We start from the raw sequence: 23,447 nt of genomic DNA on the forward strand, positions 1-23,447 counted from the left end.
GTCAGTACTCCACTTGCTGGCTGCGGCGGCGGATGACGGTGACCTCGTCGCGCTGGTTGCCGGTCGGGCCGTAGTAGTTGAAGGCGTAGGTGAACTGGGCGTAGCCGCCCGCGAGATGGGTGGGCTTGAGCAGGAGCCGGGTGAGTGAGTTGTGGATGCCGCCGCGCTTGCCGCTGACCTCGGTCTTCGGCACGTTCACGTTGCGGTCCTGGGCGTGGTACATGTACACGGTGCCTGTGGGCATGCGGTGCGTGACCACGGCCCGGGCGGCGACGACGCCGTTGCGGTTGTATGCCTCGATCCACTCGTTGTCCTTCACGCCGATCTTCTCGGCGTCGGCGGTGGACATCCAGATCGTCGGGCCGCCGCGGGACAGGTCGAGCATGTACTTGTTGTCCTGGTAGTTCGAGTGGATGGACCACTTCGAGTGCGGGGTCAGATAGCGGACCGTGACCTCGGCCCGGCCGCTCTCGCCCAGGCGCTCGTCGCCGTAGTGCTTGGGCGTGTTCAACGGGGGCCGGTAGACCGGGAGTTGCTCGCCGAGTTCGGCTATCCAGTCGTGCTGGACGAAGAAGTGCTGGCGGCCGGTGAGGGTGTGCCAGGGCTTCTTGTGCTCGGTGTTGATCACGAATGGCGAGTAGCGGCGGCCACCGGTCTCCGAGCCCGACCACTCGTACGACGTCATCACCGAGCGGGGCTGGGTGCGGGTGTCGTCGAAGGTGATCCGCTCGGCCTCGCGCTCGGAGGCCAGTTCCACCAGGCCCTTGCTGCCGGTCTGCCGCTCCAACTCGCGGAAGCCCTCCGTGGCCAGACGCCCGTTGGTGGTGCCGGACAGGGCGAGGATCGCCTCGCACATGTTGCTCGCGGTGGCGAGTGAGGGCCGTCCGGCGGCGATGCCGTCCCTGACGGTGCCGTTACGGCGTCGCAGTTCCTCGATCTCCTGATTCGGGTGGACGGTGACGCCCTTGGTGGTGGTGCCCAGTGTGTCGAGCAGCGGGCCGACGGCGCGCATCTTCTGCGCGGTCGCGGCGTAGTCGCGCTCGATGACGACGAGCTTGGGCATGGTCCGCCCGGGGACGGGTTCGCATTCGCCGGCCTTCCAGTCCCGTACGACGCCCCCGGGCTGGGCGAGTTCGTCGGGCGTGTCATGCAGCAGCGGCACCGCGAGGACGTCGGTACGAGTGCCCAGGTGCTCCGCGGCCAGTTCGCTGAACCTGTCGGCGATGGTCAGGAAGGTGTCGTAGTCGGTGCGGGCCTGCCACGGCGGGGCGATGGCCGGGGTGAAGGCATGTACAAAGGGGTGCATGTCGGTCGACGACAGGTCGTCCTTCTCGTACCAGGTGGCGGCCGGGAGGACGACATCGGAGAACAGGCCGGTGGATGTCATCCGGAAGTCCATGGTGACCAGCAGGTCGAGCTTGCCCTCGGGGGCATCCTCCCGCCACACCACGTCCTTCGGACGCCCCTCGGGCGGGGTCTCCTCGGAGCGGACCGCCGCGTCCGTGCCCAGTAGGTGGCGCAGGAAGTACTCGTTGCCCTTGCCGGAGGAGCCGAGCAGGTTGGCGCGCCACACGGTCAGCACGCGCGGGAAGTTGGCCGGGTCGTCGGGGTCCTCGACGGCGAACCGCAGCCGCCCCGACTTCAGCTCGTCGACGATGTGCTCGGCGACCGGACGGCCCGCCCGCGCCGCCTCGTCGGTCAGATCGAGGGGGTTGCGGTTGAAGCCGGGGTGACCGGGAGTCCAGCCCAGCCGCACGGCCTGCGCCAGGCAGTCGGCGAACCCCTTGCCCTCGAACCGCCCGTCACCGAGCGGGGACGCCAGTTCGTCGGGCCCGAACGCCTCGTAGCGCCACTGGTCGGAGTTCAGGTACCAGTAGGAGGTGCCCGCCATGTGCCGGGTGGGCCGCTGCCAGTCGAAGGCGAACGACAGGTGCTGCTGCCCGGTGACGGGGCGGACCTTCTCCTGGCCGACGTAGTGCGCCCAGCCGCCGCCGTTGACGCCCTGGCAGCCGGTCATCGTGGTCAGCGCCAGGAAGGCGCGGTAGATGGTGTCCGAGTGGAACCAGTGGTTGGTACCGGCACCCATCGCGATCATGGACCGGCCGTTCGTGCGCTCGGCGTTGCGGGCGAACTCCCGGGCGATGCGGGCCGCCTGCTCCGCCGGTACCGAGGTGATCGTCTCCTGCCAGGCCGGGGTGTAGGGCTCGGACGTGTCCTCGTACGACGACGGCCAGCTGCCCGGCAGACCCGGCCGCTTCACCCCGTACTGTGCCAGCATCAGATCGAACACCGTGGTGACGAGCCGTCCGCCGATCCTGCGGACCGGAACGCCGCGGACCATGACCGAGCCGCCCTCGGTGGCGCCCTCGTCGAACCGGGGCAGCGCGATCTCGGCCGTCTCCTCGGCCCGTTCGAGCAGACTCAGCTCGGGCACCACATCGCCCAGGTCGAGGTTCCAGCGGCCTCGCCCGGCTTCCCCCCACCGGAAGCCGAGCGAGCCGCCGGGGACCACCGGTTCGCCGGTGGCCCGGTCCAGGAGCACCGTCTTGGACTCGGCATGCTCGTCCTCATGGCCCAGATCGGCGGCGGTCAGGAACCCGTCGGGGACGAGTCCGCGGTCGTGCTCGCGCAGGGTCACCAGGAACGGGGCGTCGGTGAACGTGCGCATGTAGTCCTGGAAGTACGGCACTTCGCGGTCGACGAGGAACTCGCGCAGGATCACGTGACCCATGGCCATCGCCAGTGCGCCGTCCGTACCGGGGTGCGGGGCGAGCCATTCGTCGGCGTGCTTGACGTTGTCGGCGTAGTCGGGACTGACCGCGACGACCTTCGTGCCGTTGTAGCGGGTCTCGGTGAGAAAGTGCGCGTCGGGCGTGCGGGTGACGGGGATGTTGGAGCCCCACATGATCAGATAACCCGCGTTCCACCAGTCCGCGGCCTCCGGTACGTCGGTCTGGTCGCCGAACACCTGCGGTGAGGCGATCGGCAGGTCGGCGTACCAGTCGTAGAACGACAGCAGGGTGCCGCCGATCAGCGAGTGGAACCGCGCTCCGGCCGCGAACGACGCCATCGACATCGCCGGGATGGGCGAGAAGCCGGCGACGCGGTCGGGTCCGTACGCCTTGACGGTGTGCACCTGGGCGGCGGCGATCAGTTCGCTGGCCTCGTCCCAGTCGGCGCGCACGAGGCCGCCCTTGCCGCGGGCCCGCTTGTAGGCGCGTGCCTTTGCCGGGTCGCCCGTGATCTCGGCCCAGGCCGCCACCGGGTCGCCGAGCCGCTTGCGGGCTTCGCGCCACATCTTCAGCAACGCGCCCCGGACGTATGGGTAGCGGACCCGGCTGGGGGAGTAGGTGTACCAGGAGAACGAGGCACCGCGCGGGCAGCCGCGCGGCTCGTACTCGGGGCAGTCCGTGCCGATCGAGGGGTAGTCGGTGGCCTGGTGCTCCCACGTGATGATGCCGTCCTTGACGTACACCATCCACGAGCAGGATCCGGTGCAGTTCACGCCGTGCGTGGAGCGCACCACCTTGTCGTGCGCCCACCGGTCCCGGTAGAAGCCCTCCCACTTGCCGTCGTTCTCGCCGAACACGGCGCGTCCGTCGGCCGACACCTCACGGCGCGTCAGCAGCCGACGGGCGGCCAGCGGCCAGCCTTCACCGGCGTGCGACTCCCGCTGCCGTGCGTTCTGATCGTTCTCCATGGCCAGGAACGCTAAGCGGCGCGGGCCGGGGTGCGCCCGGGGCCGGGCGGTCCCCGCTGGATGACCTTCCGGCCCAGTCCGGGCGGTCGTAATGGGGCCCGATGGTCCCGGTGGTGGGGCCCGGTCGGCCGGGTAGGCGGGTGTGGCCGGCGATGCATGCTGGGCATTGATCGAACCGCAGATGCCCATCTGTACGACCGCATTCCGTGCCTGCCAGGCGGCCAATTTCCCCCGTCCCTGGCCGCCGCAGGTGTAGCGCGTACGGCGCGTGGCGCCCGGTTCGGTCGTGCTTCCGGCCGCCCTCGCGGCCGGACGCCTCCTCCTCGCCAGTGCCAACACCTCGGAATGCCGTACACACCCGCACCGGTCGGCCGAGCCGACCGTGGACCTGCTGGAGACACCGTCATGAGCGTGCTCACCCTCGCCTCGGCCCCCGAAGACGCCACGGCCCTTCAAGGCGCCGAGGCGCATCACGCCCGCCTGGCCGGGGAGCTGGCCGGCCGGGTGAAGATGCTGCTCACCGCCGTGGACCGCGACTCGATCGCCGCGGAGAAGATCCGCGCCGGGCTCGTGGCCTTCTGCGACCTTTCGCTGCTGCCGCACGCCGCAGCCGAGGAAGCCGCGCTCTATCCCGTCGCGCACCGCATGCCCGAGGCCCGCCTGCTGATCGAGAGTCTCATCGGCGAACACCGCTGCCTGACCGCCCTCATCGACGCTCTGCACACCGCGCCCAGTCCGGCGGCTGCGGCGGCCGACGCCCGGGCCCTTCAGGTGCTCTTCGAGGAGCACGTGGCCAAGGAGAACGGCCTCGTGCTGCCGCTGCTCGCCATGACGCCCGAGGTCTCCCTGGCAGAGCTGCTCGCCGACATGCACCACCGGCTCGCGAACGACACGGGCGACAAGAGCGGTCAGGAAGATCAGGACATCGAGGAAGAACAGGACATGCGAGAAGAGCAGTTCGAGGAGACCGGCGGTTGCGGCGGGGTCTGCGGTTGCGGCGGCGCGCAGGAGACGGCCGAGCCCGAGCTGGATGTGCGGGAGGTTCCGCACGCCCTGCGCCACGCCACGGTCTTCGGCGCGCTCGACGCCGTCCCGGCGGGCACCGCGATGGTGCTGGTCGCCCCGCACGACCCGCTGCCGCTGCTCGCGCAGATCGAACAGCGCAGCCCGGGAGTCTTCGCCGTGGAGTACCTGGTACGCGGCCCCGGAACCTGGCGGCTGCGGCTCAGCCACCGCTGACCCGAAGCCACTCCAACCTCCCAGCGGCGCAAGGACGTTGCCTCACCAGGCTGGCACCCACCGCCGCACCCGCAAGCACATGAGGAAGAAGGACAACACGTCATGGATGGATCACACCGTCGGGCCGGCCTCCTGCTCGGGACGGTCGGTACAGCCCTGGCAGTCGCCGGGCCGGTCATGGTGTGGCGCGGCCGCGGTGGCAGGAAGGAGATCCGTACCGAGCTGGCCGCCCAGAAGATCACCTTCCCCGATCACGGACTGCCCGCCGAACTCGCCGCCCACTCCGGCCGACGCGTGGAAACCGGCCCCGAAGCGCACGCCTACGCCGAGTTCATCAAGGGCAATCTCGACCAGGCCACCGGCGGCCGCACCTACGCCGAGATCACTGCCGAATTGCACGCCACCGGAGGCGACGACGAGAAGCTCTCCAAGCTGCGCCAGACCGCCTTCATGGGCCAGTCCCTGCGGGCCTCCCTGATGTCCGCCTACCAGGCGTGGCACCTCACGACCCTGGTCACGGGCCTGGGCGCCGCACTGACCGGCCTGGGCGTCGCCATGGTTGCCACCGCGGACGCCCTGGCACCCCGCTGCGCGAACCGCTCCTGAACACGCGGCCGCGCGCACGGACGGGACCTGGACCCGCGCTGTCCGGGGGTGCCTGGGGCCTGTGTCGGAAGTGGCGCCGGCCGGCCGACGCCTGGCACGTGCTCTCGCCACACGGGGCAAAAGGCCCAAGTACATCCAGCCCAAGTACATCCAGCCCAAGTACATCCAGTACGAGGGCTTCCGCCCGGCACGCCGAGAGCACGCTCCACTACGCTCGGACCTGAGCTCGCGCGGGGGACCCCCATCGCCGCGGCCCGGCCCGCCCTCCGGGCGGACGACGCCACTTCCGACACCGGCCCCAGGGGCGCTCCCCGGGCCGTTCTCCAGCGCCACGTCGCCTCTCTGACGGGCCGTCCGGCCCTGTGGCACCTGCCGCGAAGCGGGACCATCGGCCCTGTTCGAGAAGACCATTGGCCGCCGCGCCGGCCACCGCCGCCGGTGGATGCTGACGGCGACCGATCCGGAGGTACCCCGTGCACGACCACGTCGACCGTCCTCAAGGCCGATTCCACCGCTGTCGCTCGCGGTGGGTGCCGCGCACGGTCCGGCCCGGTCACCGTCCGGCCGCCCGCCTCGTCTGCCCTGACTCCAGGGCGGCCGGACGCAGCCCCCGCGCGCTGGGCAGGGCGGTGTGATGAGCGCCGCCGTCCAGGCGATCCGCCGCCAGCGGCACGACGCGAGGGAGCGGCCGTTCATCGTCATCTGGGAGTCCACCCGGGCCTGCCCGCTGGCGTGCCTGCACTGCCGTGCCGAGGCCGTGCCCGACCGCGACCGGCGCGAGCTGGACACCGCCGCCGCGAAGAACCTGCTGGACCAGGTGGCCGCCTTCGGGCAGCCCGCCCCACTGTTCGTGATCACCGGCGGTGACCCGTTCCAGCGCCCCGACCTGACGGAGCTCACCGCTTACGGCCGGGAGGTCGGGGTCCGGGTCGCGGTGTCCCCGTCCGGCACCCCGACACTCACCGCGGAGCGGCTGCGGGACCTGCAATCGGCGGGCGCCGTCGGGCTCTCGCTGCTGTCGGCGACCGCCCAGCAGACGCTGCCGGTGGCCCGCTGGCTGGCGATCCACCTGTTCCTGCTGGGCGCCGCCACCACCGCCATCGTGGTGTGGAGCGAGCACTTCGCCGTCGCCATGCTGCACGCCCCGCAGCCCGACCGGCGGTGGAGCAACGCCCGGCTGGCCGGCGTCAACACCGGGGTCGTGGGCGTCCTCACCGGCGTGTGGGCCGACCTGCCCGCCCTGAGGTGATCCTGCCACTGGCCCGCCACCTGCTGGCCCCGGAGGCCAAGGACAGCTTCACCGCCGCAGCCGGCCGCCGCTTCGGCCTGCCGACCGGAGCGGTGTTCCTGCCCGTGCAGCTGGCCACCGGCTGGGCCATGGCCTGGCACAAGTGCGTCACCTGGGCCTCCCTCGCCGAACCTGGCTACGGCCGCACCCTGGCAACCAAACTCGCCCTGTTCGCCCTGGTGATGCTCGCCGCGGCCGGCCACGGCATCGCCCACGCCAAGGGCCGCGCCGACCTGGCCCGGGCCCTGGCGGTCGTCTCCCTCGTCGGCTCACTCGGCGTCGTGCTCCTGGCCATGGCCCTGCCCGCCACCTGACCGGGCGGCCACGACGAAGGAAGGAAGAGAAGGCATCTTGCGCACCCAAGCCCTGCTGGACGCAGCCACGGTGGGGTCGCTCCTGGGCCGGCGTGGCGGCGCCGTCGATCCACAGCACGCAGCCCTGGCGGTTCGGCCTGGCCCCGGAGAGCCGGTCGGTCGAGGTCGTGTCGACCGGCGGCGGCAGCTGCCGATGGCCGACCCGGATCTGCCCGCCCCAGCAGCCGTCGGTGGGCGCGGCCGTCTTCAACCCGCGGGTGGCCGCTGTGCATCTGGGCTGGGATCCCATCGTCCGGCTGCTTCCCGCCGCACACGATCGGGACCTGCTGGCCACGGTGCAACTGGCCGGGCCCGCCCCCAGACGCGCAGCTGCTCTTGTGCGACCTGCATGAGGCGGTCGAGCGGCGCCACACGAGCCGGATGCCGTTCACCGGCCGCCCGGTTCCGGAGCCGATCGTGACCGAGATGATCAGCTCGGCCCGGGCCGAGGGCGGCCACTTGGAGATACCTGATATCCCGGGAACCCGGCGCCTGCTGCGCCTGACCCAGGCGGCGGAGGCCCGCAACGCCGTCCATCCTGCCCGCGCAGCCGAGGCGCGCACCTGGATCACCGCTCCGGGAACGGACGTCTCCTACGGCATTCCCATCACAGCCCGGCCCGCGGGATGCCTCCGGGCGGATGCCGGTGCGGGACTTCACCGCCGCCTTGCCCGCCGCGGCTGCCCGCCCTGCGTTTCGAACGCCACGCCCAGGCGGCCCTGCTGTGGACATCTCACGATCGGCGGGAGGACTGGTTGCGGGCGGGCCAGGCCCTGGAGCATGTGTCGCCCACGGCGACCGGCGCGGGGTGCGCACCTCGATACTGCACCAGGCGATGGAGTGGCCGGACCTGCGGGCGGCGATGGCGGGATCGAGGCGGCGGTGCTGCCCGCAACCGCTGATCCGTTTCGGGTACGGCCCGGACGGCGGACGTACGCCCCGTGCGGCCGCAGATCCCGTACATACTGCCGTCGCGGGGTCAGAGCCAGAGGCTTCTCACATGGGAAGTGGTCTGTGGACCGAGCCGACGGACTGACTCCGCACCGTCGGTGTGTGCACGGTCGGCCGTGCAGGCGGCAGAAGCGCAGAGGAACGCTGCGGGCTGCGCCTCACTGAGGGCCGCGCGTTCCTTTGAGGTCGCGTCCGGTGACCATTTCGGATTCGATCCGTACGAACACGGCCTCCCGCAGGGGCATCCAGGAAGTGGGGCCGGCCTGCGTGAGCCGGTCGTGCTCGGCTGGGTCGGTCACCACGGTGGCCCGTCCGGTGACGACCACACTCCAGCCGGACCGGGTCGCCGCGTCGAACTCGTCCGCCTCGAAGGCGACCACGACGCCGTCGATGGCGCGTACGAGGTCCGAGTCCTGTGAGGTGCGCAGCAGAACGGAGGCGTCCGCGTCCAGGGAGAAGTTGATGGGGAGGACCGCGGGCAGTGCCTGCCGGGTGTAGACCACGCGGCCGACCGGCACCTTGGCGAGCAGGCGCAGGCACTCCTGTCGGTCGAGTGCGCGAAAGGCGTCGTTCTGGAACATCGGTCCATCGTCCCCGCGATCGTGGCCAGGGGGTAGGGCCGACCGGCCCTACCCCTCGCCGCGCGAGGGACGGCCGATCGCAGCCGTCGTTACGCGGGAGCCGCGCGGGCAGGTGGTACATCGGGGCTGTTTGGAGGACGGCCGGGTCCGAACCCGGGGACCGTCTGTCCGCCGGCAGGGACTGACGGCCCATGCCTCCGGTGAGTGCTGACGCGGACAGTGGAGACGGCCCGCTGCTCCGCAGGCACGGGGCCTGCGGTGCGCGTGCGATCCCGGTGGCGCAGTACCACCATGAAGAGGAAAGGGACGGACAACATGGTCCAGCCGTTGAAGTCGAAGAGCGACAGCTCACCGTCGGGTGCGCAGGTGTCCGGACGGGCGTGGCTGATGCTGGCCCTGGCCACGGTCGGTTTCGCCGTGAACTTCTGGGCGTGGGCGCTGCTCAGCCCGCTCGGCCCTCGGTTCAAGGATGGCCTCGACCTGTCGTCGTTCGAGCAGTCGCTGCTGGTGGCGGTGCCGGTCGTGGTCGGCTCGCTGGGCCGGATCCCGGTGGGCGCGCTGACCGACCGGTTCGGCGGACGGGTCATGTTCCCGATCGTGTCGGCGGCCACCATCGTGCCGGTGCTCTACCTCGGCCTGGCCGGGCACTCCTCCCTCGCCGCCCTGCTGGTCGGCGGGTTCTTCCTCGGCATCGGCGGCACCGCCTTCGCTGTTGGTGTGCCGCTCGTCAACGCCTGGTTCCCGCCCGAGCGGCGAGGGCTTGCCATCGGTGTCTTCGGCGCCGGCATGGGCGGCACCGCGATCAGCGCACTGACGACGGTGAAGCTGGTCGACGCGGGCAGCATGTCCACTCCGTTCCTGATCACCGCCGCGGTGCTGGCCGTGTACGCCGTGGTTGCCGCGCTGCTGCTGCGTGACGCTCCCGGTCGTACCGTGCCGACCGAGCCGCTGGCCCGCCGACTGGCCGCCACCTTCCGGCTGCCCATCACATGGCAGGCGTCCGCGCTGTACGCGGTCGCGTTCGGCGGCTACGTGGCCTTCTCCGTCTATCTGCCCACCTACCTCAAGACCGGCTACGGCCTCACCCAGGCCGACGCCGCGAACCGCATGGCAGGGTTCGTGCTCTTCGCGGTGGCGATGCGGCCTGTCGGCGGCTGGCTGTCGGACCGTATGGGCCCGGCCCGCGTGCTGGCCGGCTCGCTCGCGGTGGTCGTGGCCGGGGCCGTGACCCAGTCGTTCACCCCGGCCCTGGCACCGCTGGGCACCATCGCCTTCCTGGCCATGGCCGCCGCGCTCGGCGCAGCCAGCGGAGCGACCTTCGCCCTGGTGGCCCTGATGACCCCGCCCAACCAGGTCGGCTCGGTCACCGGAGTGGTCGGCGCCGCAGGCGGCCTGGGCGGCTTCCTGCCGCCGCTGGTCATGGGCTCGCTGTACGGGGCGTACGAGTCGTACGCGATCGGCCTTGTCCTGCTCGCGATCGTGGCCACCGCGGCGCTGGGCTTCACCCTCACCGCCGTCCGCGCGGCCGCCGAAGGTGGGGAGCGGAAGCCCCGCACTGATCGCCGGCGCGGGCACGGCACCACCGCCGGCACCACCGCATAAGGGCACACGGACGGGACCAGCGGGAACGAAGGGCAGGGAGAGGACCGGTGTGCGAGTACTGCGGCTGCCAGTCTCTGGCGTCGATCGACGAGCTGACCCGGGAGCACGACGAGGTCGTCCGTTTGATCAGCCACCTCCGCCCCGCTCACCAGAACGGTGACGTGGACCGGATGGCACAGGTCGCCCGCGAGATCGCGACCGTGCTTGGCCCCCACACCCAGGTGGAGGAGCATGGGCTGTTTCCCGCGATGGCCCGGGACTTCCCGGAGCAGATCTCCGCCCTGGAGGCCGAACATCGTCGGATCGAGGCCGTCCTGGTGGAGGCCGCCGACGGCGTCACGCCCTCGGATCCGGCCTGGCCCGACCGGCTGCTGGGGGCGATGGCGATGCTGCGCGATCACATCCTCAAGGAACAGGACGGCGTCTTCCCGGCCGCACTCGCCAACCTCAGCACTGAGGAGTGGGAAGCGGTCGAGGCCGAGCGTCTGAAGGCGGGCGACGCCCTGTCCCGGCCGTCCGCCTGACCGATCGCCCTCCAGCCCCGGCAGGGCGACACACCACGCAAGCCCCGTACCCCCGCCCCACCTGAGCGGGGGTACGGGGCTTTGCAGACGAGGGCTTGGCCGCGCGGAGCCGGGGTAACCGGCCCCTGCACGCAGGCGATCTTTATCAGGCCCCGCGTTGTTCGTGGTGTGGCTGTTGACCCTTCAGGGGGCGGCGGTCGTAGAGTCGTTTGCGGCCGGAACCGATCACAATTCGAACGGGCCCGTGGCGCCCGGGGCGGAGTGGCACGGTGAGCACGGAGACCAGCCGGGAACAGACGCAGGCGGCCATGGACAGCGATCTGGCGGAGGCGCTGGTGCGCAGCCGCCGGTTCTTCACCCGGGCGGAGGTCTCCGACGACCTGCGCACCCTGCACCGAAAGGGCGGCCGACAGGCGGACGAGTTCTACCGGGACCGGTGGTCGCACGACAAGGTGGTGCGCTCCACGCACGGCGTGAACTGCACCGGTTCGTGTTCGTGGAAGGTGTACGTCAAGGACGGCATCATCACCTGGGAGGCGCAGCAGACCGACTACCCGTCGGTGGGCCCGGACCGCCCCGAGTACGAGCCGCGGGGCTGCCCGCGCGGTGCGGCGTTCTCCTGGTACACGTACTCGCCCACCCGGGTCCGCTACCCGTACGTACGCGGCGTACTGCTGCAGATGTACCGCGAGGCCAAGACCCGCCTCGGGGATCCGGCGGCGGCCTGGGCGGACATCGTCTCCGACCCCGAGCGCGCCCGTCGCTACAAGCAGGCGCGCGGCAAGGGCGGCCTGGTGCGGGCGAGTTGGGACGAGGCGGTGGAGATGGTCGCCGCCGCCCACGTACACACCATCAAGGCGTACGGGCCCGACCGGCTGGCCGGGTTCTCGCCGATCCCCGCGATGTCGATGGTCTCGCACGCGGCCGGAGCCCGGTTCTACTCGTTGCTCGGCGGGGCGATGCTGTCGTTCTACGACTGGTACGCCGACCTGCCGGTGGCGTCGCCGCAGGTGTTCGGCGACCAGACCGACGTGCCGGAGTCGGGGGACTGGTGGGATGCCGGCTACCTGATCATGTGGGGTTCCAACCTGCCGGTGACGCGGACGCCGGACGCGCACTGGATGGCGGAGGCCCGCTATCGGGGCCAGAAGGTGGTGGCGGTCTCCCCGGACTACGCGGACAACGTGAAGTTCGCCGACGAGTGGCTTGCGGCTCAGCCCGGCACCGACGGGGCGCTGGCGATGTCGATGGGGCATGTCGTCCTCAAGGAGTTCTTCGTCGACCGGGCCACGCCGTACTTCACCGACTACGTCAAGAAGTACACGGATCTGCCCTTCCTGGTTGCCCTTGACGAGGCCGAGGGTGAGCCGGGCACCTACCGGCCGGGCAAGTTCCTTACCGCCGCCGACCTCGGCGTCGAGTACGCGGAGGCCGATCACGCGGAGTTTCGAACCGTACTGCTGGACGCGGTCACAGGGCGGCCGGTGGTGCCCAATGGCACGCTCGGCGACCGCTACGGCGCGGCCGGCGCCGGGAAGTGGAACCTGGACCTCGGCGACACCCAGCCCCTGCTGTCCGCCGAAGGCGGTGACCAGACGCCGGTCGCGGTCGACCTACCGCGCTTCGACGCGCCAGACGGCAGCGCGGGACGGCTGCGGCGCGGCGTGCCGGTGCGGCGGGTGGCGGGGCGTCTGGTGACCACGGTGTACGACCTGATGCTGGCCCAGTACGGAGTGGCCCGAGACGGCCTGCCCGGACGATGGCCGTCCTCGTACGAGGACGCGGAAGAGCCGTACACCCCGGCCTGGCAGGCGGCCATCACCGGCGTGGACGCGGGCCGGGCCGCCCGGATCGCCCGGGAGTTCGCGGCCAACGCGGAGGAGTCCGGCGGCCGCTCGATGATCATCATGGGGGCGGGTACCAACCACTGGTTCCACTCCGACACCATCTACCGGGCCTTCCTGACTCTCACGACGCTGACCGGCTGTCAGGGGGTCAACGGCGGCGGCTGGGCGCACTACGTCGGCCAGGAGAAGGTCCGCCCGATCACCGGCTACTCGGCGATCGCGACCGCGGCCGACTGGAACCGGCCGGCCCGGTTGATGATCCAGACCGCGTACTGGTATCTGCACAGCGACCAGTTCCGCTACGACCCCTTCTCGGCCGACACGCTCTCGGCGGCCGGTGCGGGGGGTCCCTTTGCCGGGAAGACCACCGCCGATGTCATCGCCCAGTCCGCGCGGATGGGCTGGATGCCGTCGTACCCGACCTTCGACCGCAACCCGCTCGACCTCGCCGACGCGGCACAGGCCGCGGGCCGCCCGGTCGGCGAGCACATCGTGGACGAACTCAAGACAGGACGGCTGAAGTTCGCGGGCGAGGACCCGGACGCGCCGGAGAACTTCCCGCGCGTACTGACCGTATGGCGGGCCAATCTTCTGGGCTCGTCGGCGAAGGGCAACGAGTACTTCCTCAAGCATCTGCTCGGCACCGACGCGTCCGTGCGTGCCACTGAGGCGCCGCCGGATGCCCGTCCGCGGGACGTGGTGTGGCGGGAGGAGGCGCCGGCCGGCAAGCTCGACCTGCTGCTGACGCTGGACTTCCGGATGACCAGCACGACCGTCTTCTCCGACGTCGTCCTGCCCGCAGCCACCTGGTACGAGAAACACGACCTGTCCAGCACGGACATGCACCCCTTCGTGCACGCCTTCAACCCGGCGATCGCCCCGCCCTGGCAGACCCGCACCGACTGGGACGCCTTCCACACCCTGGCCAAGGAGTTCAGCCGCCAGGCCGCCGACCACCTCGGCGCCCGCAAGGATGTCGTGGCCGCGCCGCTGCTGCACGACACTCCCGACGAACTGGCCAACCCGCACGGGAAGGTGCTCGACTGGAAGGCAGGGGAGTGCGAGCCAGTGCCCGGCCGCACGATGCCGAAGCTGGTGACGGTGGAGCGCGACTACGCGGCCGTCGCCGAGAAGATGGCCGCCCTCGGCCCGCTGCTGGACTCCCTCGGCGCCACCACCAAGGGCATCACCTTCAAGGTCGACCGCGAGCTGGAGTACCTGCGCCACAAGAACGGCACCGTGCGCGGCGGAGCGGCCGATGGACGGCCCTCCATCGCCAGGGACGTACACGCCTGCGAGGCGATCCTCGCCCTCTCCGGCACCACCAACGGCCGTCTCGCCACCCAGGGCTTCCACACCCTCGAAGCCCGCACCGGCACACAGCTCGCCGACCTGGCCGCCGAGCACGAGGGCAAGCAGATCACCTTCGCCGACACCCAGGCCGCACCGGTCCCGGTCATCACCTCACCCGAGTGGTCCGGCTCGGAGACGGGCGGGCGCCGCTACTCGCCGTTCACCGTCAACGTCGAGCGCCTCAAGCCCTGGCACACCCTCACCGGCCGCCAGCACTTCTATCTCGACCACGACTGGATCACCGCACTCGGTGAACAACTGCCTGTTTACCGGCCCCCGTTGAACATGGACGCCCTGTTCGACGAGCCGCGCCTCGGGGACGTAGGGGAGCTGGGCGTGACCGTGCGCTATCTGACCCCGCACAACAAGTGGTCCATCCACTCCGAGTACCAGGACAACCTGTTCATGCTCTCCCTCTCCCGGGGAGGCCCGACGATCTGGATGAGCGCCCAGGACGCGGCCAAGGTCGGCGTGAAGGACAACGACTGGATCGAGGCCGTCAACCGCAACGGCGTCGTCGCCGCCCGCGCGGTCGTCTCGCACCGCATGCCGGAGGGCACCGTCTACATGCACCACGCCCAGGACCGGCTCATCGACGTGCCCCGCACCGAGACGACAGGTCGGCGCGGCGGCATCCACAACTCCCTGACCCGCCTGCTGATCAAACCCAGCCATCTGATCGGCGGCTACGCCCAGCTGTCGTACGCCTTCAACTACCTCGGCCCGACCGGCAACCAGCGCGACGAGGTGACCGTCATCCGCCGCCGCGCCAACCAGGAGGTGACGTACTGATGCCCCGTGGCGAAGCCGCCATCGGACGCTGTATGGCCCAGATGGCGATGGTGATGAACCTCGACAAGTGCATCGGCTGCCACACCTGCTCGGTCACCTGCAAACAGGCGTGGACCAACCGTACCGGGGTGGAGTACGTGTGGTTCAACAACGTCGAGACCCGTCCCGGCCAGGGCTACCCCCGCCGCTACGAGGACCAGGAAACCTGGAAGGGCGGCTGGGAACTCAACAAACGCGGCCGCCTCGCACTCAAAGCCGGCGGCCGGTTCAGGAAGCTGATCCAGATCTTCTCCAACCCGGTGTTGCCGTCTCTCGACGACTACTACGAGCCGTGGACGTACGACTACGAGACGCTGACCAACGCTCCGTTGCAGGAGCACACCCCGGTCGCCCGCCCCAAGTCCCTGATCTCGGGCAAGGACATGAAGATCGCCTGGTCGGCGAACTGGGACGACGACCTCGGCGGCTCGGCTGCGACCAGCGAGCAGGACGTCCTGCTGAACGAGGTCGCGGAGAAGATCAAGTTCGAGTTCGAGCAGACCTTCATGTTCTATCTGCCGCGGATCTGCGAACACTGCCTCAACCCGTCCTGCGCGGCTTCCTGCCCCTCCGGCGCCATCTACAAGCGTGAGGAGGACGGCATCGTCCTGGTCGACCAGGACCGCTGCCGCGGCTGGCGCATGTGCGTCACGGGCTGCCCGTACAAGAAGGTCTACTTCAACCACCGCACCGGCAAGGCCGAGAAGTGCACCTTCTGCTTCCCGCGCGTCGAGGTCGGCCTGCCCACCGTCTGCTCCGAGACCTGTGTGGGCCGGCTGCGCTACATCGGCCTCGTTCTCTACGACGCCGACCGCGTCCTGGAAGCCGCCTCCACCCCGGACGAGACCGGCCTGTACGAAGCCCAGCGGCAGGTCTTCCTCGACCCCAACGACCCGGACGTCATCGCCGCAGCCGAGAAGGCGGACATCCCCCGCGACTGGATCGAGGCCGCCCAGCGCTCCCCGATCCACGCCCTGATCAACACCTTCAAGGTGGCCCTGCCGCTGCACCCGGAGTACCGCACGCTGCCCATGGTCTGGTACATCCCACCGCTGTCCCCGGTGGTGGACGCCGTCCGTGACACCGGCGAGGACGCCGAGGACCACCGCAACCTCTTCGCCGCGGTCGACGCCCTGCGCATCCCCGTCGATTACCTCGCCCAGCTGTTCACCGCGGGCGATCCACAGCCTGTCGATGCGGTGCTGCACCGGCTGGCCGCCATGCGCGCGTACATGCGCGACATCAACCTCGGCCGCGAACCCAACGACGCCATCCCCAAGGCGGTCGGCATGAGCGGGGAGCAGATTTACGACATGTACCGGCTGCTGGCGCTGGCCAAGTACGACGAGCGGTACGTCATCCCGCCCGCCCACGCCGAACAGGCCCACAAGCTCGAGGAGTTGGCCACCGAGTGCAGCCTCGATTACGAGGGCGGCCCCGGCATGGGAGGCTCCGGCCCCTTCGGCGAGACCTCCGGCGGCGCCGCCCCGATCGCCGTGGAGAACTTCCACGCCCTGCGCGACCGCCAGACCTCCGACACCCAAGCCACGCCCACCGGCAAGGCCACCCGCGTCAACCTCCTCAACTGGGACGGCAAGGGCACCCCGCCCGGCCTGTTCCCGGACACACCATCCGGCAGCGGCAGCGGCGCGGACAGTGGTGGGGAGGTCGAGCCGAAGCCATGAAACGGAAGACCACGCGCACAGCCCGCACCGAGTCCTGGCATCCCCATGCCTGGCAGGCCCAGTCCCTGCTGCTCGCCTACCCCGACGAGCGGTTCGCACAGCGCCTGGCCCTGGCCGACCGGGTCGCCGCCGCCCTTCCCGACTCGGTTGCTCGCCCCCTGGTCCGCTTCACCGCACACGCCGAGCAGACTGCCCCGGCCGACCTGGCCGCCGCCTACGTGGCCACCTTCGACCACCGCAAACGCTGCTGCCCGTACCTGACGTATTACGCCTACGGCGACACCAGGAAGCGCGGCATCGGCCTGCTGCGACTGAAGCAGACCTACGCCGCGGCGGGATGGCGCCTGGGCGACGACGAACTGCCCGACCACCTGGCCGTCGTCCTCGAATTCGCCGCCACCGACCCTGCCGCGGGGGCGCGCTTGCTCACCGAACATCGTGCCGGCCTGGAGCTGCTGCGGCTGGCCCTGAACGACGACGGCTCCCCCTGGGCACAGGTACTGGACTCGGTTTCCGCCACCCTGCCCGCCCTCGCCGGCGACGACCGCCAAGCCGTCATGCGCCTCGCCGCCCAGGGCCCGCCCGAGGAGCAGGTCGGCCTGGACCCGTACGCATCGCCCGTGTTCCTGCCCGACCCCGTCGTAGGAGGTCCACGATGACCGCACCCGCGCGGCACCTCACCCTGGCGGCGGAGTCAGGAACCGGCGGCATCCTGCTGTGGGTCGTGCTGCCCTACGTCGTCCTCGCGGTGTTCGTCCTCGGCCACGTCTGGCGCTACCGCTACGACAAGTTCGGCTGGACCACCCGCTCCTCCCAACTGTACGAGAGCCGACTGCTGCGCATCGGCAGCCCGCTGTTCCACTTCGGCATCCTGGTAGTCCTGATCGGCCACATCGGCGGACTGGTCATCCCCAAGAGCTGGACCGAAGCGGTCGGGATCAGCGAGGACACCTATCACATCGGCGCAGTCGTGCTCGGCACCATCGCGGGCGTCGCCACGCTCGGCGGGCTGGCCATCCTGATCTACCGGCGCCGCACGGTCGGCCCGGTCTTCTCCGCCACCACCCGCAACGACAAGGCCATGTACGTCTCCCTGACCGTCACCATCGTGCTCGGCCTGGCCGCAACCGTGGCCGCGAACGTCGTCGGCGGGGGATACGACTACCGCGAGACCATCTCCCCCTGGTTCCGCTCCATCTTCTACCTTCAGCCAGACCCCGCCCTGATGACCGAAGCCCCGGTGCTCTTCCAGCTCCACGCCCTCAGCGCCCTCCTGCTGTTCGCGGCCTGGCCGTTCACCCGGCTCGTGCACATGCTCACCGCACCGCTCGGCTACCTGACCCGCCCCTACATCGTCTACCGCAGCCGCGACACCCAACTCGGCACCCGGGCTCCGCGCCGGGGCTGGGAACGCACCGGGGCATGAGCGCCTTGTGGATGGCCCTTCGGCTGACCGGCTGGTCGTCTGTTGCCGGATCAGATCTCTGCAAAAGGCCGGGCCTCCGCACTTCCACGCCGGCCCGTACTGCGTCGTTCAGCTCCTTCGGATGCCGCCAGGACCTCGGCGGCGCTGTGCCATCCGAGCAGCCACCGGGGCGAGTCGAGGGCCAGATCCACACCCAGGGCCTGGTCGACGTCGGAGGGACGCGTGCTCCCGCCGACGTCGTCGCTGACTCCGCGGGTGGGTGAAGCGGATCCGGTCGTGCTGACGAGGCTTCTGCGGGGAAGGACCCCGCAGGCGATGCCGTCGTCCCTTCCCTGGTCCTCGCCCGGATGGGTCGGGCCCGAGGGCCCGGCCCCATGCCATTCGACTCCTTTGTCAGGTCTCGTCCAGCGTTGTCCGCTTACCCCCACCCCGTAAGTGCTGGTCGGCCCAGCGGCTGGGACCATCCGGCCCCTGCCCCTGATCCGGTTCGAAGAAGAGCATTCGAGTAAGGCAAGAACCCCACCGGCGGGCCGCGCCGGATACCCCGAGCAGGTGAGTGGCGATGATGTCCTGGTACGACCACGACGTGAGCGGATGGGGCTGGTTCGCGATGTCGGCCAGCATGATCTTGTTCTGGGCGCTGATCATCACCGCAGCCGTGCTGCTCTTCCGTGCTCTGAACCGCCCCCCGGGGGAGCACACCCACACCCCCGTGGCGTCCACGCCCGAGCAGGTTCTCGGGGTCCGGTTCGCCCGCGGGGAGATCGATGAGGAGGAGTACTGGCGCCGCCTGAGCGCGTTGCGCGCCGGCCCGCTCACCAAGTCCTGAAGCAATCCATAGGGCCGCACTCGTTGCGGCCGAGCCCTGCAGTGAAGGAGATCCGCGATGAACACCAACAACCGCAACTACGGCTTGTACGCCATCGCCGCCGCGATCGCACTCGTCGGCGCCCTCGCGCTGGGTGTCCCGCTGGCGACCATGGTCTGGCTGGCGATCGTCGCCGCCTGCCCCCTGATGATGTTCTTCATGATGCGCGGCATGCACGGTGGCTCGGGCATGCCCGGCGGTCATGGTCCCGCCGACCGGGACGACGACCCGTTGCACAAGCATGACCACCACACTGGTCCCGGGCGAGCTTGACCAGGCCCCGGCAGCAGTGCGGTGGGTGCCATGGCCGCCGTGATCGCCACGCCGGCCGGAGTGCTGATCCAGGCGGGCGTCGTCTACGACACCGCCCGCCTGGTCCCCCGACGAGCCCCGCTGCCCGCCGCCGGCCCGCCGCGTGGGCGGCGCGCCCCCCACTCTGATCATGTTCCCGGTGCTGGTGTCCATGTACCTCCGGCCGGCCCGCAGGAAGAACGCGAGGTAGTCCGACGTTTCGGCGAGCAGCGGGCGGCCTGTGCCACGCAGACCGCGGCGTTCTGGCCCAGCCCGCTCAACCGGGCGAACCCCGGGCCCAGCCGCCGGATGCGTCCTGTGGCAGGGTTGACCGGCCGCCCGGAGGTGACCGGTAACGATGGCATTGACCTGGCTTTTTGATCGCCGTCGGCATTCTGACCGTCGCGGAGCCGGCCTCGAACATCAGGCGGCGTTTCGTGTCGATCCTGAGGAGTGATCGTGGATGCCCGCGTACTCCAGGGCGTCGACCTGACGGGACGCTGCGGACCGAGCCGGTCGGGAGGTGCGGTTGGGCGGCGGGTCAGGCGTCCGCCTGGGTGGGCAGGGGGACCGTCCATTCGACGATGGTGCCGGTGGGCTGGTTCGGCGTGAGAGCCAGGTTGCCGCCCAGGTCGGTGGCGCGTTGGCGGAGGTTGTCCAGGCCGCTGCGGCGGGTGACGGCCGGGTCGATGCCTCGTCCGTTGTCGGCGACGCGCAGCCGCAGCCGGGTGCCGTCCGTCTCGGCGGTGACCTCCACCGCGGTGGCGTGTGCGTGCCGGGCGGCGTTCGACAGCGTCTCGCGGAGCACTGCCAGCAGGTGCTCGGCGTGCTCGTCGGGTACCTCGGTGTCCAGCAGGCCGGTCATGCGCAGCGCGGGTGCGAAGCCGAGGGTGTCGGCGGCCTGGTCGGTCTCGGCCAGCAGCTTCGCGCGCAGCCCGCCGTGTCCGTCCGAGCGGTCGCGCTCGCGCAGCGCATAGATGGTGGTCCGGACCGTTTTGATGGTGTCGTCGAGGTCGTCGACCACCCGCTGGACGCGCTCGGCCACCTTGGGCCGGTCGCTGATCCGGCCGAGAACCGAGTTCAGCGTCAGGCCGGAGGCGAACAGCCGCTGGATGGCCAGGTCGTGCAGGTCGCGGGCGATGCGGTCGCGGTCGGTCAGGACCATGAGGTGCTCGGCCTCGCGCCGGTGCTCGGCGATCTCCAGGGCCAGTGCGGCCTGGTCGGCGAAGCCGCTGATCATGGCCATGGTGGCGTCGGAGAACTCCTCCCCGCCGGGCAGGTTGGCGACCTGGACGACACCGCGGGCATGCTCGCGACCGCCCAACGGGAGCAGGAACCCCGGGCCGAGGGTGGTCCGTGCCGCGGAGCCGCCCCCTTCCTGTGGCTCCTCGGACAACGCGCTGCTGGTGATCCGTTCGTTGGAGTGATACACCTTCGCGGCGAGCGTGGTGGCCGGCAGCACCAGCCCGCGCACCCGCTCGGCATCCTCGCCGTCGGCTGCCTCGATCACCAGCTCGTCGCCATCGGCCAAGGGCACCGCCAGCGTCACCAGCGCGGCGTCGGCCAGACGCCGGACGGTGGCGGCGATCTGGTCCAGTACCTGCTCGGTGTCGGTGCCGGACAACAGGCTGCGGGTCAAATCGCTGCTCGCCGCCAGCCATCGCTCCCGGCGGCGCGTCTCGTCGTACAGCCGGGCGTTGTCGATCGCCACGCCGGCCGCCGCCGCGAGGGTGCGCAGCACGGCCTCGTCCTCGTCGTCGAACTCCGCGCCGCCGTGCTTGTCGGTCAGGTACAGGTTTCCGAAGATCTGGTCACGCACGCGCACCGGCGCGCCCAGGAACGTGGTCATCGGCGGATGCCCCTCGGGGAAGCCCACAGAGTCGGGATGCCGGCCCAGGTCGGCCAGGCGCAGCGGCTCCGGCTCGCGGATCAGCAGCCCCAGGATGCCCTGGCCCTCGGGATAGTGCCCGATCGCGTTGATGGTGTCCTCGTCCACGCCGACCGTGATGAACTGCCTGATCCGGCCTTCCTCGCCCAGCACTCCCAGCGCGCCGTACCGGGCATCCACCAGAGTGACCGCGGACTCGGTGATCCGTCGCAGCACCACGTCAAGATCGAGGTCTGAGCCGATCGCCAGCACCGCATCGAGCAGCGTGTGTACCCGGTCCCGGGTGGCACGCACCTGCGCCACCTGCTCTTGCAGCCCCTCCAGCAGCTCATCCAGGCGCATGTGGGGTGCCGCCGGACCGCCCCTTCGCTTCTCGGCAGGACCTTCCGCCATTCCCGCTCCCTCCGGAAAAGATGCCGCTGGCACCTTCCCAGCATGCCCCAACGGCCCCGCCAACCCGCGAACGCGTTAAAGACGGCCGTTACGGCAGCTCAGATCCTATTACTCTCCTGCCACCTGCGATCGGGGTGCCCTTACCAGCAACAGCGACACCCTCCGCGACGGTGTGCGCCAGGGCGCCTTCGGGTGGGCCGCGGTGCTCGATGTGGTCTCGTCGGTGGCCGCGATGGGGAGTGTCATGAATTAGGCTCTGTTCCGTAGTCGGTGGTGACGGTGCGTTCTCTTTATTGCAGGAGGATGCGGTGACGGAGGAGGTCGAATCCTGCTCGGCCGTGCATCTGCCGCATGATCTTCTTGGTTCGGGTATTGACGCCCTCTGTCCGGCCGTTGTGGTGGGGCAGGGTGAGGCCGGCGTTCACGGCGGCGCGGTCGAGTTCGAGGCCGTTGCAGAAGCTGTGCAGGTGGGGCAGGCCAGCGGTGCGGACTGTGGCGATCCACTGGGTGAGCTTGTCGTCGTTGGCCTGGGCCGGGGTCAGGAGCGCGGCGAACTCGCCGGTGAGTCGGGCGAGTTCGGTCATCTCCGGGCACGCCGCGGTGAGGAGGCCGAGCAGGTCGGTGTCCTTGGTCCACAGGTGCTCGGGGTGGGTGAGCAGGAGCCGGGCGACGCGGCGGGGGGTTGTCACGGGGCGGTCGCCTTCGGCGCGGCCCTGATTGAGGTAGCGGACCAGCAGGTTGGCACTGCCGGTATAGCCCAGTTCCCTGATCTCGTGCAGGAGGTGCGTGACGGGAACGGCCGGGTTGTCGGACCGGCGTCGGCGCAGGTGGTCGCGGTAGGGGTCGACAAGGGTGGGCCGGTAGCGGGGGGCGATGCGATCCGCGGGTGGTTCGGGGATGCGGGCGTAACGCTTGACGGTATTCAGGGCGAGGTTCAGTCTGCGGGAGCAGTCGAGCAGGCCGACGCCGGAGTCGAGGAGGGCGTGGACTTTGTGCCGGCGCTCGCGGGTGGTCTGCTCGCGGACGCCGCCGGGCCGGGGCGGGTTGACGGTGGCCCAGCAGGGGGCGTGGGCGCGGACCTCGGCCAGGACTTTGTCGCACAGGTTCCGCCACAGGTGCCAGCGGTCGCTGACCTGCACCGCGTCGGGCAGGGCCCGGCGGATCGCCTCGGCGTAGGTGGCCGAGCCGTCCCGGCACACGACTTCGATCCCTTTCTGCCCGCGCAGCCACGCCTCCAATGTGGCGGCTTCGCGGTCGGGCAGGACATCGACGCGTTCCCCGGTCTCGGCATCGATGATGATCGTGGCGTAGCGGTGACGGCGGCGCAGGGCGAAGTCATCGACCCCGGTCACCCTCGGGATCCGCACCGCTGGCGGGGGGATTGCCCGCAGCACCCGCAGGGCGGTGGCGAACGATACGGGCACGGCCGGTAACTGGGTGAGCCGGGCAGCCCGCCCGGCCGCATAACTCCTTGACCACCTCCGAGACCTGGCTGGTCAGACGCGTGGTGCGGCGCTGAAGGCGCTCGATCGGCCCAGGGACTTGCTCGCGGAAGGTCTGCCGCCGACAGCCCAGGACGGGGCAGACCAGACGTCGTACCCGGACGTTGACCACGACCCGGCGGCCATCGACCGGCACATCCGCAACGGTCCGGACGTGGTATCCGTGCACCCTCCCCGTCGGGACCCCGCACATCGGGCAGGGAAAGGGAACATCCCGAGTCCGGGCCAAGACCCGGATCACCTCGCCGTCGTCCGCCACATCATCGATGACCAGCGCCGCAAGCCCTGAAAACACCGTTGCCACAAGGGAGTTGACATCTCGCATACAACGTCAACGACACCCGTCACCAGCCGTCACCACCGACTACGGAACAGAGCCTAAATCATGGTAGGGGTCTATCATGATTTAGGTGTTTTTAGGCCCTTTGGCCTAGTGGTTTTGGGATGGTCCGACTGGCCTATACCCGTCCGGCGGTAAGGCGGCCGTCGAAGAGCTGGTCGAACTCGTTCAGTGCCGCC

General features: G+C 70.4%; 17 protein-coding genes and 1 pseudogene. 14 read left to right on the forward strand and 4 right to left on the reverse strand.

Annotation, left to right across the window (positions count from 1 at the left end; genetic code table 11):
• Nucleotide 1: 1 nt before the first annotated feature.
• Nucleotides 2-3,700: a nitrate reductase subunit alpha gene (locus ACTWQR_RS42025; protein WP_443232538.1), complete on the reverse strand. Its 3,699-nt coding sequence runs from the start codon at nucleotides 3,698-3,700 to the stop codon at nucleotides 2-4.
• 405 nt (nucleotides 3,701-4,105) lie between these two features.
• On the opposite strand from ACTWQR_RS42025, the gene ACTWQR_RS42030 reads away from it, so the two are divergent.
• From ACTWQR_RS42030 to ACTWQR_RS42050, 5 genes are all read left to right on the forward strand, one after another.
• Nucleotides 4,106-4,939: a DUF2249 domain-containing protein gene (locus ACTWQR_RS42030; protein WP_443232539.1), complete on the forward strand. Its 834-nt coding sequence runs from the start codon at nucleotides 4,106-4,108 to the stop codon at nucleotides 4,937-4,939.
• 102 nt (nucleotides 4,940-5,041) lie between these two features.
• Nucleotides 5,042-5,545 carry a hypothetical protein gene (locus tag ACTWQR_RS42035; RefSeq protein ID WP_443232540.1) on the forward strand — a complete coding sequence of 168 codons (504 nt, stop codon included), beginning with the start codon at nucleotides 5,042-5,044 and terminating at the stop codon, nucleotides 5,543-5,545.
• A gap of 634 nt (nucleotides 5,546-6,179) precedes the next feature.
• The gene (locus ACTWQR_RS42040) at nucleotides 6,180-6,794 is read left to right on the forward strand and encodes a radical SAM protein (protein WP_443232541.1); all 615 of its coding nucleotides are present in this window, start codon (nucleotides 6,180-6,182) and stop codon (nucleotides 6,792-6,794) included.
• Complete coding sequence (locus ACTWQR_RS42045) at nucleotides 6,791-7,147, forward strand: hypothetical protein (RefSeq protein WP_443232542.1); 357 nt, start codon at nucleotides 6,791-6,793, stop codon at nucleotides 7,145-7,147. Before ACTWQR_RS42040 ends, ACTWQR_RS42045 begins: the two co-directional genes overlap by 4 nt.
• Nucleotides 7,148-7,239: 92 nt before the next feature.
• Nucleotides 7,240-7,539 carry a hypothetical protein gene (locus tag ACTWQR_RS42050; protein ID WP_443232543.1) on the forward strand — a complete coding sequence of 100 codons (300 nt, stop codon included), beginning with the start codon at nucleotides 7,240-7,242 and terminating at the stop codon, nucleotides 7,537-7,539.
• Between the two features lie 756 nt (nucleotides 7,540-8,295).
• Here the strand turns inward: ACTWQR_RS42050 and ACTWQR_RS42055 are convergent.
• Nucleotides 8,296-8,718, reverse strand: a complete 423-nt coding sequence (locus ACTWQR_RS42055; protein WP_443232544.1) for a pyridoxamine 5'-phosphate oxidase family protein — start codon at nucleotides 8,716-8,718, stop codon at nucleotides 8,296-8,298.
• Between the two features lie 387 nt (nucleotides 8,719-9,105).
• On the opposite strand from ACTWQR_RS42055, the gene ACTWQR_RS42060 reads away from it, so the two are divergent.
• The 9 genes from ACTWQR_RS42060 (at nucleotide 9,106) to ACTWQR_RS42100 (ending at nucleotide 19,526) form a co-directional block, all read left to right on the forward strand.
• Nucleotides 9,106-10,320: a nitrate/nitrite transporter gene (locus tag ACTWQR_RS42060; RefSeq protein ID WP_443232555.1), complete on the forward strand. Its 1,215-nt coding sequence runs from the start codon at nucleotides 9,106-9,108 to the stop codon at nucleotides 10,318-10,320.
• A gap of 47 nt (nucleotides 10,321-10,367) precedes the next feature.
• Entirely contained in the window at nucleotides 10,368-10,844 is a 477-nt protein-coding gene (locus tag ACTWQR_RS42065) for a hemerythrin domain-containing protein (RefSeq protein ID WP_443232545.1), read from the forward strand.
• 308 nt (nucleotides 10,845-11,152) lie between these two features.
• The gene (locus tag ACTWQR_RS42070; protein WP_443232556.1) at nucleotides 11,153-14,836 is read left to right on the forward strand and encodes a nitrate reductase subunit alpha; all 3,684 of its coding nucleotides are present in this window, start codon (nucleotides 11,153-11,155) and stop codon (nucleotides 14,834-14,836) included.
• Complete coding sequence (gene narH, locus ACTWQR_RS42075; RefSeq protein WP_443232546.1) at nucleotides 14,836-16,560, forward strand: nitrate reductase subunit beta; 1,725 nt, start codon at nucleotides 14,836-14,838, stop codon at nucleotides 16,558-16,560. Before ACTWQR_RS42070 ends, narH begins: the two co-directional genes overlap by 1 nt.
• Nucleotides 16,557-17,219, forward strand: a complete 663-nt coding sequence (narJ, locus tag ACTWQR_RS42080; RefSeq protein ID WP_443232547.1) for a nitrate reductase molybdenum cofactor assembly chaperone — start codon at nucleotides 16,557-16,559, stop codon at nucleotides 17,217-17,219. Before narH ends, narJ begins: the two co-directional genes overlap by 4 nt.
• A complete protein-coding gene (gene narI, locus ACTWQR_RS42085) occupies nucleotides 17,216-17,986 on the forward strand; it encodes a respiratory nitrate reductase subunit gamma (RefSeq protein WP_443232548.1) in 771 nt (256 codons plus the stop codon). Before narJ ends, narI begins: the two co-directional genes overlap by 4 nt.
• A gap of 562 nt (nucleotides 17,987-18,548) precedes the next feature.
• Complete coding sequence (locus ACTWQR_RS42090; RefSeq protein WP_443232549.1) at nucleotides 18,549-18,815, forward strand: SHOCT domain-containing protein; 267 nt, start codon at nucleotides 18,549-18,551, stop codon at nucleotides 18,813-18,815.
• Nucleotides 18,816-18,872: 57 nt separating this feature from the next.
• Nucleotides 18,873-19,127, forward strand: a complete 255-nt coding sequence (locus tag ACTWQR_RS42095) for a DUF2933 domain-containing protein (RefSeq protein ID WP_443232550.1) — start codon at nucleotides 18,873-18,875, stop codon at nucleotides 19,125-19,127.
• Between the two features lie 30 nt (nucleotides 19,128-19,157).
• Nucleotides 19,158-19,526 carry a hypothetical protein gene (locus ACTWQR_RS42100; protein ID WP_443232551.1) on the forward strand — a complete coding sequence of 123 codons (369 nt, stop codon included), beginning with the start codon at nucleotides 19,158-19,160 and terminating at the stop codon, nucleotides 19,524-19,526.
• A gap of 160 nt (nucleotides 19,527-19,686) precedes the next feature.
• Here the strand turns inward: ACTWQR_RS42100 and ACTWQR_RS42105 are convergent, their stop codons facing one another.
• Together ACTWQR_RS42105 and ACTWQR_RS42110 are read right to left on the reverse strand one after the other, a co-directional pair.
• Nucleotides 19,687-21,426, reverse strand: coding sequence for a GAF domain-containing protein (locus ACTWQR_RS42105; RefSeq protein WP_443232552.1), 1,740 nt, complete (start codon nucleotides 21,424-21,426; stop codon nucleotides 19,687-19,689).
• A 290-nt stretch (nucleotides 21,427-21,716) separates the two neighbouring features.
• A pseudogene (locus ACTWQR_RS42110) lies at nucleotides 21,717-23,253 on the reverse strand (ISL3 family transposase).
• Nucleotides 23,254-23,447 lie beyond the last annotated feature (194 nt).

Source organism: Streptomyces sp. 2A115 (genome assembly GCF_052245575.1).
GTDB lineage: Bacteria > Actinomycetota > Actinomycetes > Streptomycetales > Streptomycetaceae > Streptomyces.

Excerpts from the sequence above, each read along its gene's own strand:
- narH (WP_443232546.1), top strand. The coding sequence starts at position 14,836 with ATGCCCCGTGGCGAAGCCGCCATCGGACGCTGTATGGCCCAGATGGCG.
- narJ (WP_443232547.1), top strand. The coding sequence starts at position 16,557 with ATGAAACGGAAGACCACGCGCACAGCCCGCACCGAGTCCTGGCATCCC.
- ACTWQR_RS42090 (WP_443232549.1), top strand. The coding sequence starts at position 18,549 with ATGATGTCCTGGTACGACCACGACGTGAGCGGATGGGGCTGGTTCGCG.
- ACTWQR_RS42105 (WP_443232552.1), bottom strand. The coding sequence starts at position 21,426 with ATGGCGGAAGGTCCTGCCGAGAAGCGAAGGGGCGGTCCGGCGGCACCC.
- ACTWQR_RS42095 (WP_443232550.1), top strand. The coding sequence starts at position 18,873 with ATGAACACCAACAACCGCAACTACGGCTTGTACGCCATCGCCGCCGCG.
- ACTWQR_RS42070 (WP_443232556.1), top strand. The coding sequence starts at position 11,153 with ATGGACAGCGATCTGGCGGAGGCGCTGGTGCGCAGCCGCCGGTTCTTC.
- narI (WP_443232548.1), top strand. The coding sequence starts at position 17,216 with ATGACCGCACCCGCGCGGCACCTCACCCTGGCGGCGGAGTCAGGAACC.
- ACTWQR_RS42040 (WP_443232541.1), top strand. The coding sequence starts at position 6,180 with ATGAGCGCCGCCGTCCAGGCGATCCGCCGCCAGCGGCACGACGCGAGG.
- ACTWQR_RS42060 (WP_443232555.1), top strand. The coding sequence starts at position 9,106 with ATGCTGGCCCTGGCCACGGTCGGTTTCGCCGTGAACTTCTGGGCGTGG.
- ACTWQR_RS42035 (WP_443232540.1), top strand. The coding sequence starts at position 5,042 with ATGGATGGATCACACCGTCGGGCCGGCCTCCTGCTCGGGACGGTCGGT.
- ACTWQR_RS42055 (WP_443232544.1), bottom strand. The coding sequence starts at position 8,718 with ATGTTCCAGAACGACGCCTTTCGCGCACTCGACCGACAGGAGTGCCTG.
- ACTWQR_RS42100 (WP_443232551.1), top strand. The coding sequence starts at position 19,158 with ATGGCCGCCGTGATCGCCACGCCGGCCGGAGTGCTGATCCAGGCGGGC.
- ACTWQR_RS42025 (WP_443232538.1), bottom strand. The coding sequence starts at position 3,700 with ATGGAGAACGATCAGAACGCACGGCAGCGGGAGTCGCACGCCGGTGAA.
- ACTWQR_RS42030 (WP_443232539.1), top strand. The coding sequence starts at position 4,106 with ATGAGCGTGCTCACCCTCGCCTCGGCCCCCGAAGACGCCACGGCCCTT.